Here is a 13,449-nt window from a genome sequence, read left to right as displayed (position 1 = left end):
TCCGGTCAACGTGATGATTCGATGTGGCGCCGCCAGGCCGCGCGTGCCTCCGCGCCCGCCTTGCCGCGCGTGACCTCCCGCCATTCCCGGTCGAACCGCCGGGCGTCAGGGGTCATGAAGTCGTTCCGGCTGAACACCGGGACCGTCTGACAGTGACAGCCGTTGTGGTACCGGGTCAGGTCTTCCCGGGACACCGGGGGCCGCCGGTTCGCGCGGGCCCGTCCGTCAGCCGATCCTCGGGGCTTCCTGCGCCCTCCGCCGGCCGCCGTGGCCTGGGACGAGTAGATGGCGCCGCGACTGGCCAACATGGCGCAGAACGCACAGGGGTTGCCGTCGGTGACGCGGGCCCAGCCGATGGCGCGTCGGTCTGGGTTCGACGCCCGGTCGATCAGGTCCCGCCCCGCCCGCAGTGCCTCGCGGTCGGCCGCTCCGGCAGAGGTGCGGCCCGCTGTCCGTGATGCGTCCTCCAACTCCTGGAGGAACCCGGCCTCGTCCAGCCTGCCGCGCGCTTGCTCGTCGGCCGCCTGGGCCACGTCCTGGCGCAGCTTGGCGGGACCCTGGGAGACCAGGGACGCCACGGCCGCGCGGTCGTGGGCGTCCTCCGCTTCCTGCGGCCAGTCGAAGCCGTCCAGCCGGATTTCTTCGCCGTCGTCCGGCTCCGGTGTGCGGGGATCGTGTCCGTCTGCTGGGCCCAGTCCTCTCGCAGCTCCCCCAGGGTTGTGGTCTCGCCCACGTGCTCCCCGGAGAGGGGCGGCAGGGTGTGCCCGGTTTCCAGGGCCCGGTAGAGGCGGTAGAACGCCGCCGCCTGGTCGCGGGAGCGTCGCCGCTCCCCTCGGATGAGCGCCAGCATCCAAGCCAGCCACGCGGCCCCCGACTCCTCCAGGGAGTGGGGGTTCACCCGCGACCACTGGGCCAGGGACTGGGCGGAGACGCCCGCACCGATGCGGGCCTGTGCGCGCCAGTGCTCATCGAGGAGGGCCGCCGTTGCTCTAGTCACCGTCACCGCCGGCCAAGCGCTCCGTACCCGGCGCCGGTGCCACGGCCGACGCCATCGCGTCCGCCATGCGTAGGCCCGGGTCGTCGGCCTCCTGGATCTGGGCCCACTCCTCCACGTCCCGGGCCGTGACGCCGGGGATGCGCGACCACATGGCGCGGGCCGGAACGTTGAGCATGGTCACGGCCTTGCCCAGGGCGTCCACCGTCTGGGCCAGGGAGCGGCTTTCGGCGTCCTTCCAGAGGACTTCGGCCCGTGGGTCCGGCTGTGCGCCCACGACGGTGGCGCACAGGAACAGGACTAGTTCCCAGGACTCGCCCATGGCGTGCTTGTACTCGTCCACGGCACGCGACAGAGCCGACTCCGCAGCCGCCAGGGCCTCCGCACTCAGGTTGACCATGGAACCCAGGAGGTAATGCGGCGGGGTCTGGGAGAGGGCAGCCAGGTGCTTTGTCGCCAGCTCGATAGCGTCCAAGAACCCGGCCAACGGGGTTTCGTCCAGCTGAGAGAACTTGGTGTCCGCGTCGGGAGCCACCAGGAACCGGCTTGCGTCCGCCTGAATCGGAATGACCTGGGGACGCCCGTTGGCGTCGTACAGGATCTCCCCGCTATCCGGATCACGCCGGAATTCCGGTGCCATTCCGCTGATCGTGCACACCTTGAACGACCCGAAAGTCTGCGAAATACTCCAGCTGTAGATCGTGATCTTCATGGTTGAAGGGTGGCCTGCCGTTCGTAGTGGCAGGCCCGGGACCGGGCCTGGTGGCGTCGTCGCCAGTCGGACCAGCCGAGGCAATGTGCGACTGGTCGGACGGCTTTGGTGATGAACGCGGTAAACAGGTGCTGGATCTCGTTGCAGGTCAACGGGATCAGCTCGTTCGGGACCGAGTGGTGGTCGCGTTCGCGTGCGGCGGTCGCGGCCAAGAAGGCATGGGCGAGCATCGCGAGAGTGACCCAGCGGTGCCAGGATGTCCAGCGCCTGACCTGGTGCTCGTCCAGTCCGGCCAGGCCCTTGGCGGCCTGGAATGTCTCCTCGACGGTCCATCTGCGTCCGGCCACCCGCACCAGCGTGCCCAGCGGCACCGGGCCGGCCGAGTAGCAGCGGTAATAGGCGAGTTCGCCGCTGCTGCGGCTGCGGCGAACGAGCAGATAACGGTGACCGGCGCCCTCGCCGGCGACGTCGGCCAGGGCCCAGTCATAGAAGCGGCGCCCCTTCGCACCGACGCCTGCGGAGAGCTTCTGCCAGGCCCGCTTCGGCAGCATCTTGACCAGGGTATCGACCCGCACCTTCCCCGCCCGGGTGGCGATCTGGTGATCGCAGGCGACCGCGAGGACATAGCCGACCTGGCGGTCTTCCAGTGATGCCCGCAGTTGCGGGTTGCCTCCGTAGACCTCGTCTGCGGCCACCCAGGGCACTCGGACCCCGGCGTCCAAGGCCCGGTTGATCATGCGGGCCGCGAGGGCGGGCTTCGTGGCGAAGCCGATCTCCGCCGGGATCCCGGCCGACCGGCAGCGGGCCGCATCCTGGGTCCACGAGCGCGGCACATACAGTTCCCGGTCGATCGCCGCGTGGCCACGCATGCTGGAATAGGCAAGGTAGACGGCGACCTGGCTGTTCTCAATGCGTCCGGCGGTGCCGGTGTACTGGCGCTGCACGCCCACCGTGGCAGTGCCCTTCTTAAGATCACCAGTCTCATCGACCACCAACACCACCTCCTCATCGTGCAGTTGCTCGACGATGAAGCCGCGGACATCGTCACGAACAGCGTCGGCGTCCCACTTCGCCCTCGACAGCAGATGCTGAAGGCCGTAGGGGGTCGAATCCCCGGCGTGCTCGGCCAGCGTCCAGCAGTTCTTGCGTGGCAGGTCCGCCAGGAGCCCGAGCACGAACTCCCGTGCCCGCCGCCGCGGTTCCACCCGGGCAAACCGGCCTGCGACACGGGCCATCAGGGCCTCGAATGAGTCCTGCCAGAGGCCAGGATCTATGGTGTGACCTGCGGCCACCGCCTGATCTTCAGTCTTCACACACCGATGGTCACCGGTGGCCGTACTCGGTCCCGTGCTGGCACCAGCAGCCCAACCAGGAACCACTGTTGGAGTACTCACGGGTCGGTGGAAACCGAAGGGCCGCTGTCAGTACCCGGTGATAGGAAGCTGGGATGACCCAGACACCTGCCTTCGAAGACCTGCTCGCCCTGGTCCAGGACCGCTCCGCCGCCCTGCGCAGCAGCGTCGCGGGCTCCCCCGATCTGGATGTCCGCGTCCCCAGCTGCCCCGACTGGTCGCTCCGCGACCTCGTCGAGCACCTTACCCAGGTGCACCGGTTCTGGGCGGCGGCGGTCCTAGCTGGCCCCAGCGAGAAGCCCCCGACCGTGGCACCAACCGATGACACGCTGTCAGCCGACCTACTGGCCGGTTCGGCCGCAGCCACCCGGGAGCTGATCGCCGCCCTGCGAGCCGCGGGCCCTGCGGCGGGCTGCTGGACTTGGTGGGGCGACTCCGACGTCCCGATGACGAGCGGTGCCGTGGCTCGCCATCAGGTCCGGGAGGCCGCTGTCCACGCGTTCGACGCCCAGCTGGCTACCGGCACTCCCCTGCCCATCCCTGCGGTTGTCGCACTCGACGGCATTGCCGAGTTCATCGGCGTCGGCCACGGCACCGCCGGCCCCTGGCCGCACGAGCCGGTCCGCATCGGTCTGCACGCCGCCGAGGGCGAGTCGTGGCTGGTTGACCTGACGGCGTCGGGCTCACACGTCATCGATGGCCAACATGAGACGGCCGCCGACCTGCACGGATCGGTGAGCAACCTGTTGCTCACCTTGCACGGCCGCCTCCCATTGGACAGCCTGCGAAGCGAGGGTGACCGCGCCGCCCTGGAGAACTTCCTGTGCTGGCCCGACCTGGGTTGACCTACCAGCCCGAGAGCTCCCTATTGGGCGGGGCCTACGCTCTGACCTGCGGCCCCCGCCAGCAAGATCACGAACTACAGCTGGAGTAGAAACCAGCAGGTCAAACACCGTTTGATTAACCCTGTCCTGGATCGGGATCATCGGCTCCACCACGCCCGTGACCCGGCCCTCCAGATCGATGTCCGGTGCGAACCGCACCACCGGGCACACGCCCATGCCATGGGGCCGAGACGCCAGGAGCTGGGGACCGCCCTTCCCGCCCACCAGGAAGTCATAGACATGGGTGGCGTCGTACAGCCAGGCCCGCGCCTCCACGCCCTCCGCATCGGGGACGGTCTCCACCTGGAGCGCCCACAGCGGGAGCGCGTCGGCCGCCGGGTCCTCGTACGAGGCATACAGCAGCCGCGGGGACACCCCGCGGATGACCGGCCGGGCCGGGTCCGCCGGGTCACGGAGGACCGTGGCGAACGCCTGGCCATAGGTGAGCGCGGCCCGGTGGATCGGGGTCTGGCGGGCATCCATGCGGTTGTCCTGCCAGGCCCGCCACTCCGTCGGAGCCTCCTCCGGAGCATCCCCATCCAGGCCAGCGCTCCGGCGGTAGCCGTCCACGGCCATGGCCTGGGACGGTGTCTTGACCAGGAGCGGCAGCCAATTGGAAATGGCCCGCTTGGCCAGGAGCTTGTATTCCTCCGTGGCGCTGCGGGGGATGTACGGGCCGTCGTGCTCGCTGCGCATGTACCGGTCTATTCGGTCCAGCCGCTCACGGTCCGCGCGGAGCCGGGAGAACCCCAGCTCCGCCAGCTCCACGGGGTAGGAATTCGTGACTGCCAAAACAGCTGCGCCGCTCCTAGAAAAAGAAGACGGCCCCCGATCGTTCGGAGGGCCGCGTCCTGCCGGATTCGATAAGTCGATGTCTCGCCAGGTCGGCCAGCAGCGTGGCCGCGTAAGCGTCCACCTTGTGTGCGCTCTCTCGGTTGACCTTCCCGAAGGACAGGCCGTACCGGTTCGGCCGACGCCGGGCATTCAGCACGTGTCGGCGCAGCGTGCGCCCCAGCGGGGCGTCCTCGCCCACGTGCCGGACCTGTCCGTCCTCCACGGCCGCCACCAGCCGCTCATTAGCCAAGGTCAGTTCCTGGAGGCCGCCGCGCATGTCCCGGCCCACCGCCGAGTGCGGAGACGCCTTGATCACCAGGCGATCCCGGAACTCCTCGCTCCAGGCGTCCACGTAGGACTCCCACAGCGCCACGTCCGCGAACATCGCCTGCACGTCGTAGCGCTCCATGGCGTTGCGGACAACGCCGTCCACGGCCTGGCGGTCCACCTCCCAGCCGTTGCCAGCCGGACCGTCCGGCTTCTCCCACACGCCCAAGGGGACGATTAGTACTCCAGCAGCGGTTCGTGCCCTGAGCTGGTGTTGGTCGTTGTTCTGGTATGGAGGGGATTCCTGAAGTTGATTGCTGGGCGGCGGAGTTGGAGTCGGTGTTCGCGCGGGTGGCGGGCCGGTTCGCTCGGGCGGATCTGCGGTGGCGGATGCGAGATTACGTCCGTGGCCTGCTGGGGAAGGCGGCGCGTAAGAACGGTTGGCAGCTTGCGGAATGGGCCGGTCACCGCACTCCGGATGGCTTTCAGCGGCTGTTGAACAGCAGTGTCTGGGACGCAGACGCCCTGCGCGACGACGTGCGTGCTTACGTCGGTGACTGTCTTGGTCCGGACGGAGTGCTGATCATCGACGACACCGGCTTCGTCAAGAAAGGCACCACCTCGGCCGGGGTGGGACGGCAGTACACCGGCACCTCGGGAAAGATCGACAACTGCCAGATCGGGGTCTTCGCCGCCTACGCCACCAGCCGAGGCCGGGCCCTGGTCGACCGAGAGCTCTACCTACCCAAGTCCTGGACATCTGATCGCCAGCGCTGCCAGGCGGCGAAGATCCCTGATGAGCGGTGCTTTGCCACCAAGGGTGAGCTGGCCCGGGACATCGTCCGCCGCTGCATCGCAGCCGGCCTGCCCGCCGCCTGGGTCACTGCAGACGAGGCTTACGGGCAGGACTGGCACTTCCGGCGCCTGCTCGAACAGCTCGGCCTGGGATACGTGGTGGCGGTGCCCAAGTCGCAGCAGATCAAGTCGCTGGCCGGGAGCTGGCGCATCGACGAGCTCATCACGGAAGCCCCCAGTGATGCCTGGCAGCGGCTGTCTTGCGGCGACGGGGCGAAGGGACCGCGCGTCTACGACTGGGCCGCGGCCAAACTGCCTGCCAACCTGGTCTTCGACCCTGATCCGCCCACCCATCACCGCTGGGTGCTGGCCCGCCGCAGCCTGTCCGACCCCGGCCAACTCGCCTACTACCTCGCTTACGCACCCGCCGGCATCGAGATTGCCGAACTGGTCCGGATCGCCGGCTCCCGCTGGGCCATCGAGGAATGTTTCCAGGCCGCGAAGAACGAGTGCGGCCTCGACCAGTACGAGGTCCGCCGCTACACCGGCTGGTATCGGCACATTACCCTGGCCATGCTCGCCCATGCCTTCCTCACTGCCCTTGCGGTCCAGGCAGGCGACACCGAAAAGGGGGCTGCAGAAACGGATCAGCCCTCATCCGCCTCACCGTGGCGGAGATCAGACGACTGCTGGACACTCTCCTGCCCCGCCCACGAGCCAATCGTGACCCCATCACCCACGCATTGACATGGTCGGCCTGGAGAAGACAACACCAAGCCGTCGCCCGCCACTGCCACCACCGCAGAAGAACCAGCTCAGGGCACGAACCGCTGCTGGAGTATTAGGCGGTCGCGAACGCGGATGGCCACCAGGCAAGTGGAGTCGTCGGTCCGCCCACCGTCGAACCCGAGCGTCACCGCGTCACCGTCCTCCAGGCGGGCGTCCACCACGCAGTTGTCCCAGTCCTCCGGACTGATCAACTGGTCCTCTGCTGTGACCAGTTGGTTCAAGAACATCCGCTGGGAGCGGGAACGCGGCATGTGGCCGGAGTAGATGGTGGAGACGATCCACTCCACATCCAGCCAGTCCGCGTCACCCCGGGCCGCGATGATGCCGGCCCGGAGCTGGTCCGGGTCGGACAGGTCCACTGGCGGGGCCTCCACGGAGTCGTAGTACATGCCGGAATCCCGGCTCTTGCCCTCCGCGAACTTCGACCAGGCGTGCCATGTCTGCTCCGCCACCGAGTCCTCTCCCGGCAACGGGGCGTTGGTGATCTCCATCGTTCGGGCGCCGCCACCACGGCTCTTACCGACGTTACCTGCGATGGTCATCACCATTTCGTGGCCGCCGTTGGACGAGATCCAGTGATGAGTCTCGTTCATCACCACGAAGGTGGACCGGCCACCCTCCAGGGCCCGCGGTGAGCTGGTCACCGCCTCGATCACGCCGCCCGCGCGGGAGTAGATGATCTCTTTGCCCAGGTCGATGCCGTATTCCGCGATGCACTCCGGCGAGAACATGCCGGGGAACAGACGCATCGTGTTGCGGGTCTGGTCTTTGCTGACCGCACAGACCTGAACCCACGGAGCCGGGTGCGGCACCGCAATAGGGATCCCGTCCTCCCGCCACCCCCCGAACCGACAGGGGCCGGCGAACTCCACGGCGCACAGCGACGCCAGGAACGGGTCCTTCCCCCAGCCCTTCAGGCGCCGGATGGTGCCCTGTCGGCGGGTGAACTCCCCGGCGTCGTTGATCTCGAACCAGCGGAGCACGATCCGGACCTGTTCCGGGGTGTACCGCCACGGCTGGCCCGCGTCGGGGCCGTCCGGCTGAAGGAGATAGCGAGAGGTCCACAGGAGCACGTCCCAGCCCAGGGTCCGCGTCGCATCGGGCGCGGTATCCGGCCAAGTACGGACTGGTTCAAGTAGCGGGGCGCTCAACTCGCCACACACCCCCCAACTCTGCGAATCCATCGACGTTTTGACGCAAAAACCCTTAGCCTTGAGCCGTCCACCGCCTAGAAGACAGCTCCAGGCGCGGAATCAGGGGAAAGTCCGCCTCCGGTCCCACCAAGGGGAGGGGCCGGAGGCGGGCGACTCCACCACGAGCGGGAGTGGCGCACCCCTGCACCACGTCCCGGGCGGGCTCTGCCCGTCATCCGCGAAGGAGCTGACCGATTCCAGGAGGTGGCAGGTGTCCGAGAGCAAGAAGGAGTGGCGCAGTGAGCTGGCTTCAAGGTTCGCCGTTGCAGCAGCCGTAAAGGTGCTGTGGGGCCTACTGGTTGAGCTGGTGATCCGTCCTCACGAATGATCTTGACGCCACGTGGCGCGCCGGAAACCCCTTACCGGCGCGCCACTCAGCCGCCACCGCCCGCCGCCTTCCGATACGCATCCATGAGGGTCACGCGAGCCGCCTCTGCTGGGTCCTCCCCAGCCGGCTCACGCTCCAGCTCCACCCGGGCCCGCCGACGGGCGCCCTCCGTGGTCAGTAGGTCCGTCATCGCGGACATGACGCTCTGGAACAACTGGGCGGAAAACTTCGACTGGCCCAGGTTCCGGCTCATGGCCTCCGCCACGTACACCGCCGTGAGCCAATCCGACTGTTCGTAGAACTGGGCCTGCCCAGAGTCCTTCAGGGACTGGAACCACCGCTTGGCAATCGGGTGCCAGCCGCCGGAGGCCCGGGGGATCGTCGGAGCCTTGCCGGCCTCCGCCGTCACCAGGGCCGGCTCGTCCGGCTCGTTACGCCGTCGGCGCTGGTCGGATCGCTTAGGCACGGGTCCAGGCATGGCGCCACCTCCAACCGGGGCAGATACTAAGACGCCCCGATTGTTGAGATCCGGGCGGAACAAGGTTTCGCTCTGTCCGCGAAAATTGCTCGCCAAAGAAAGGGTGAAACTGCGGGTGAAATTGCAGGACTACTTCTGCAACATCGAAGCAAATTCAACTGCAATCGTCACTAAAGTGGCCCACACGGGGAATCGTTGACGGTATTGCCGGTCAATTTCGCGCGACTTGGCTCCAGCCAGCTCATGGGGGAGAGGTTCGACATCTCCATCCGGGAGTTTCCGGGGAGGCTTTGCGTCGATCAGAGAAGTATCGCACTCCAATGGACCACCTGGCCCGTCGATGAGCGCGCTGTAAGTGACCGTTTGACCTTTAGCGATCAAACTGGGCTTGATCACGAGCGCTCCACGTTCGATGGCCGCGCTCGGCACGCGACGGCCACGATCTGTAACTGCACCCTTCAGGCGGAGAATGCTTCCGCCGAGCAATCGCAGTTCGATGGCCTTATCGTCATGAAAGTGCGAGGAGGTAATGTCGCGAGATCCGGAGTTTGTTACCTCAATATCGACTAGCCTGCCTTTCCAGCCGTCGATTTCGAGGTGGTCAACTTCGCGAGCTTTCCGGTAGGCGATTTGGCGTTTCGGGAGATTTGTGTGGCGGTTGTGTCGCCAAGCGAGAAGACCCATGGATAGAGTGGCCGCGACCCCGAGCGCCATCCAAAGGGTTTTACTGGTCAAGATCGACATGAACATTGGCACGCTGTCAAGCTACACCGTTGCCGCAGCGAGTTTCAGGAGATTGGTATTTTCTCCGGGGTCTGGCGACCTTCAAACCCGTACAGCATCCGAGCCGCTATCACGCTTCGGTCTTCCTGCCAGCCTAGAGGGGGTACTCCCCAGGGTTTACTTGTCAACTGCACTGGCGGGTATCCGTGTTCCTGTGTCCAGCGCCATTGATGTCAGCCTGCATTACCTGTTGCAGGCTGCAACGACACCTAGAATCACCAAGGCCACGATGAACATTGCAAGGCAGCCACATGCGGCGCTCTCTGCTTCCGCGATGAGCCCCTTGGGCTTCGGCCGTGACCTTTCGTAGTCCTGCATCCCCCGTGCCACGGCACGCCTGATCTCGTCTTCGTCCACGAGATTGTCCCCCGCCCGTTCATCATGGTTCGAACAGCTCCGGACAACGTACCCGAGGCGAGGCCGACGGAACGCCTTTACGGTGGACCTGCGTTGGGGTGAGCGAGCAAGCACCTTCCACTCGCCGGTGGCCCGGTCAGGTTCTGGACCTGCCAATGTTGTTGGCTCAGCCCAGGTCTCCCGGATGCCGCTCCGCCGGCCTCCGCCTAGACACCCGCCTCCGCCGTGCCGCCGCGCCCTCCGCGCTCGACTTCCGCGCGTGATGCCAACGGCACAGCGCCTGAAGGTTCGCCGGGGCGTGGTCGTCGCCCGGGACGACGTGGTCCACGTCCGTGGCCGGCGCCGCGCACCGCGCCCCCGTGTCCCGCAGGGCCGCCACACACTGGAAGCCGTCCCGCTTCAGGACGGACAGGCGACGGACCGGCCAGTCCGCGGGGAGGCGGGAGCGTCGGTTGCTGCTGTACCAAGCCAAGGAGCCTCCTTCTGCATCAACAACCCTGAACAGTCGGCCGCGCATAACGGGGTGAATGACCTCAAAACATCCGACCAGACCTATCAATCTCGCGCGGGTTCACCGCTGTGAACACCCGGCGGGAAAGCGGCGCTGTACTCCCTGCATGGCATCGACTTCGAAACGACCCGAGCCCACTCCCGTCCTCGAACTCCGCTGGATCGGAATGCACTTGACCGTCCAGCGGGTACCCGGGCGTCTCTCTTCGCTGGGTGCCGACGCAGCGCTGTAGAGTTGCTGGGACCCATGAGGGGAGGTGTGATGCGAGACCAGGCGAAGTACTTCACCCCGGAACTCTTAATCGATGAGTTCCTAGCGTCGCTGTGCGAGACCCAGCCCGATCGGTCGATGAGCGGCATGGCCCAACTGGCAGATCCAGCCCTTGTCGTCGTCCTCCTTTTTGAAGATGTCGTGCACCAACGCGAACCGATGTCGGTGGACGACGAGTTGAACCAGGCCCTTTGGCGCTGCGCTGGGCAAGTCCGGAAGTTCCCTGAGCACCACGTGCATCAGCGCCTCTGGGTCGCGGCCATGGTGCTTCGTGGTGCGGCAACTCCACCTGAACGGCGGGCTGCTGCCCGGGTTTATCTAGAAGCACTCGCGGAGCTGGTCTCCCGGCTCCTTCAGTTCGTCGCCCGCGTTCTGCTTCTGCTTCTGTCCCGTGCTCTTGGGCGTGCCTACGCCGAGGACGTCCCCGTCTGGCAGCCCGAGCCGATAGACGAAACCCCACAGATCGCCCCCAGAGGGCCGAACCATGCCTTCCCCGTGCCTACTCACCGGGGCGGGCACCACCGCAGCGCGCTGGGGAGCGCCGTACTAGCTGCCTGAGTGGCCCGCCGACCGTTCAAGGTCGGAAGGCTTAAACGCCGTGTTCAACATGCTGGAGACGGCCCCATGGGGCGCCGTGCTGGCCGTCGCTGTGCTCGTAACCATCTTCTCTGGACTGACCGCTCTTGCGCGGGCCCTGTGGCCCCAGAACTCCAAAGACCGAAAGGAACTGTGGCAGGAGTGGCGGCGACGGAAGTAGACACGTTGCTGGGCGGTTCAACGTAAGTGACCCCGGCGGGAATCGAACCGGCAACCCCCGACCACCGGCAGGCCGCTCTCCCATTGAGCTACGGGGCCTGGGGCTCAACTCCCGCGCGGCATCCCGGAAGACACCGGGGCGCGCGGGAGGAGCCGGGCGGACGGAGTGCTCACGCCTCCACGTCGGACGCTGGAGTCCGTGGCACGGGCCCGCCTTCATATGCATTAACTGGGGGCCGTGACAGCCTTGTTCGCTAACGGGCCGGCCTCTCTTGCCTTGGGGGCCCAAAAGCTGCCCTTTGCTTCTTCTTTTTCATGTGAGTCATAAGAAAGAAGGAGCAAGGGGCAGCTTTTTGGCCCCTAATCCCTCCAGATGGCGACCCTTCGTTCAGTGCCTGGTTACGCAAAGTGAGGGGGCTGTATCTGGCGGGAGTAGGTCCCTTGCGAAGTGATTCAGATCGCAGTGAGCAGTGGCTCCCCGGCAGGACAGGAAGGGGCAACGCAGCAGGGTCCACCCTTGGCGGGGTAGGCCCTTGGGCATCATTCGGCGCTACGTCGCTTCAGTGAAATCCTCGAACTCCTGCGCCTTCTCCATCGCTTATACGGCCTGCTCGGGCTCTGCCCACTCGATAGTGACTCGCTCCTTGCCCACGAACTTGTGCCCCTGCCCCGGAGCCTTGGTGACCGTCACGCGGTCGATGGCAAGCCGCAGCAGGTCACGCTTGGCGGACAGGTCCGATGCCTCCCACATCTGCTGGAACATCACCACGTCGTCGAACATCGTCAGATCGATCCTCGGCCCGGCGAACTTCGCCTGCCTCTCCTGCGCTGCCGCTAGGTCCGCCTCAGCCTGCTTCAGCAGACGCGGGTAGTGCTTGCCTGCCGCGCCGTCGTACAGGCCCGCTTGCCGGTCCTCGACGAGCCGCTGAACGGCCGCCTCGGCAGCTTTCACGGCTGCCACGGCCTCTCGCGCCTCCTCCGTCTCCTCCGGGGCGTTGAGGGCCTGCCAGCGCTGTGCCACAGCCACCATCAGTGGGTCACCCATCTCCAACTCTCCGATACGCCACTGCCATTCCTTCGTCACGTAGTGCTCCAGTGTCATGCGCTTCACACTGGCCGGGGCCGGGCACACTCCGCCGTGCATGTTCCGGGAGCACGCCGTGGACTGCCCTGATGCCGACATGGCGGAGCCACAACCAGCGCAGCGCACAAGGTCCGTAAGGAGGTGCAGAGTTCGGCCAGGCCGGAACCCTTCCGGCAACTGGTGACCGTGCAGAACTCTGCGCGCCCGCTCCGCCACGTCAGCGGGGATCATGCGGGCCATATCTTCAGCAACGCTGATCTTGTGGCCTTTGTCGTCTCGGTATGCCTGCCGCCGCTTCTGGCCCTTGCCACCGCTTCCGACTTGCCAACCCTCGTACACGGGGTTGTCCACGATGTCTCGGACCGTGCCAGCGGTGAAGTCCTTACCTGTGGCCGTGCGCATGCCTGCGCTGTTGTACTCGCGGGCAAGCGCGCGGGCGGCCTTGCCTCCGGCTACCTGGTAGAACACGTCCTCGATGACGCCCCAGCGCTCCGCCGGGCGTATCTTCCGATCCTTTGGGTCGTTGATCTCCAAGCCGAAGGGTGCAGCGGACAGCCAACGGCCCTCTCGTCGCTGGCGATCCTTGGTGGTGCGTACGTTGTGGCTGAGTCGCTGGCTGTACTCGTACGCGTCTTCCGCTCGCTGAATGGTCCAGCGCCGGTCACGCTCGTTCGAGCTGTCCAGGCGCTCGTAGTCGAAGAAGACGCGGGCGGTTCCAAGGATGGGGACTACCGCCTCTGCGCCCTTACGGCTGAACCGGTCCAGGAAGGCACACCACAATGCGTTGGTCTCGCCGCCGAGGATGGCGGCCATGGCGGCGTCGTACTGCGGACGTTGCACGTCAGACCAGGCTGAAAGGTTCTCCTTCCAGACCCTGCGCACCTGGTAGCCGTTCTCGTCCGCCCACCGCCGCCCCCTATCCTCTTGTGCACGCAAGCTGAGGGCCTGTTCTCCCTCCCGAACGATCTTGCTTTTCCTAAGGAGGAGGTCCACCAGTGGGCGAGCGTCAGTCACCTTTTAATCCTCTGATCAGCGGAAACAGTCCGCAATCCGGGAGGTCCA

11 protein-coding genes and 1 pseudogene are annotated in these 13,449 nt (G+C 66.4%); 3 read left to right on the top strand and 9 right to left on the bottom strand.

Annotation, left to right across the window (positions count from 1 at the left end):
- Positions 1 to 5 precede the first annotated feature (5 nt).
- The 3 genes from CG747_RS49795 to CG747_RS24725 form a co-directional block, all read right to left on the bottom strand.
- A complete protein-coding gene (locus tag CG747_RS49795) occupies positions 6 to 578 on the bottom strand; it encodes a hypothetical protein (RefSeq protein WP_257980698.1) in 573 nt (190 codons plus the stop codon).
- Positions 579 to 989: 411 nt separating this feature from the next.
- Positions 990 to 1,706, bottom strand: coding sequence for a phage portal protein (locus tag CG747_RS24730; RefSeq protein ID WP_100604016.1), 717 nt, complete (start codon positions 1,704 to 1,706; stop codon positions 990 to 992).
- Positions 1,703 to 2,941 carry an IS701 family transposase gene (locus CG747_RS24725; protein WP_100604015.1) on the bottom strand — a complete coding sequence of 413 codons (1,239 nt, stop codon included), beginning with the start codon at positions 2,939 to 2,941 and terminating at the stop codon, positions 1,703 to 1,705. The genes CG747_RS24730 and CG747_RS24725 overlap by 4 nt, the downstream gene beginning before the upstream one ends.
- A 212-nt stretch (positions 2,942 to 3,153) precedes the next feature.
- On the opposite strand from CG747_RS24725, the gene CG747_RS24720 reads away from it, so the two are divergent.
- Positions 3,154 to 3,903, top strand: coding sequence for a maleylpyruvate isomerase family mycothiol-dependent enzyme (locus CG747_RS24720; protein WP_100604014.1), 750 nt, complete (start codon positions 3,154 to 3,156; stop codon positions 3,901 to 3,903).
- 102 nt (positions 3,904 to 4,005) lie between these two features.
- On the opposite strand, the pseudogene CG747_RS24715 reads toward CG747_RS24720, so the two are convergent.
- A pseudogene (locus tag CG747_RS24715) lies at positions 4,006 to 4,710 on the bottom strand (phage portal protein); the annotation flags it as partial.
- Positions 4,711 to 4,750: 40 nt separating this feature from the next.
- Positions 4,751 to 5,272, bottom strand: a complete 522-nt coding sequence (locus tag CG747_RS24710; protein WP_257980697.1) for a hypothetical protein — start codon at positions 5,270 to 5,272, stop codon at positions 4,751 to 4,753.
- Between the two features lie 62 nt (positions 5,273 to 5,334).
- On the opposite strand from CG747_RS24710, the gene CG747_RS24705 reads away from it, so the two are divergent.
- Complete coding sequence (locus CG747_RS24705) at positions 5,335 to 6,585, top strand: IS701 family transposase (protein ID WP_100604013.1); 1,251 nt, start codon at positions 5,335 to 5,337, stop codon at positions 6,583 to 6,585.
- A 68-nt stretch (positions 6,586 to 6,653) separates the two neighbouring features.
- Here CG747_RS24705 and CG747_RS24700 read toward each other — a convergent pair whose 3' ends face one another.
- From CG747_RS24700 to CG747_RS47425, 3 genes are all read right to left on the bottom strand, one after another.
- Positions 6,654 to 7,700 carry a phage terminase family protein gene (locus tag CG747_RS24700; RefSeq protein ID WP_257980696.1) on the bottom strand — a complete coding sequence of 349 codons (1,047 nt, stop codon included), beginning with the start codon at positions 7,698 to 7,700 and terminating at the stop codon, positions 6,654 to 6,656.
- A gap of 494 nt (positions 7,701 to 8,194) precedes the next feature.
- Positions 8,195 to 8,626 (bottom strand): hypothetical protein, encoded by a 432-nt coding sequence (locus CG747_RS24695; protein ID WP_257980695.1) that lies wholly within the window; start codon positions 8,624 to 8,626, stop codon positions 8,195 to 8,197.
- A 129-nt stretch (positions 8,627 to 8,755) separates the two neighbouring features.
- Positions 8,756 to 9,382, bottom strand: a complete 627-nt coding sequence (locus CG747_RS47425) for a hypothetical protein (RefSeq protein WP_146022154.1) — start codon at positions 9,380 to 9,382, stop codon at positions 8,756 to 8,758.
- A gap of 1,156 nt (positions 9,383 to 10,538) precedes the next feature.
- On the opposite strand from CG747_RS47425, the gene CG747_RS24685 reads away from it, so the two are divergent.
- Positions 10,539 to 11,105 (top strand): hypothetical protein, encoded by a 567-nt coding sequence (locus tag CG747_RS24685; RefSeq protein ID WP_146022153.1) that lies wholly within the window; start codon positions 10,539 to 10,541, stop codon positions 11,103 to 11,105.
- A gap of 796 nt (positions 11,106 to 11,901) precedes the next feature.
- On the opposite strand, the gene CG747_RS24680 is transcribed toward CG747_RS24685, so the two are convergent.
- Positions 11,902 to 13,401, bottom strand: a complete 1,500-nt coding sequence (locus CG747_RS24680) for a recombinase family protein (protein WP_146022152.1) — start codon at positions 13,399 to 13,401, stop codon at positions 11,902 to 11,904.
- Between the last annotated feature and the right edge of the window lie 48 nt (positions 13,402 to 13,449).

This window comes from Streptomyces sp. CB02959, assembly GCF_002803155.1.
Taxonomy (GTDB): domain Bacteria; phylum Actinomycetota; class Actinomycetes; order Streptomycetales; family Streptomycetaceae; genus Streptomyces.
Note: the sequence above shows the minus strand (reverse complement) of the source record. Positions and strands in the feature narration are given on the sequence as shown.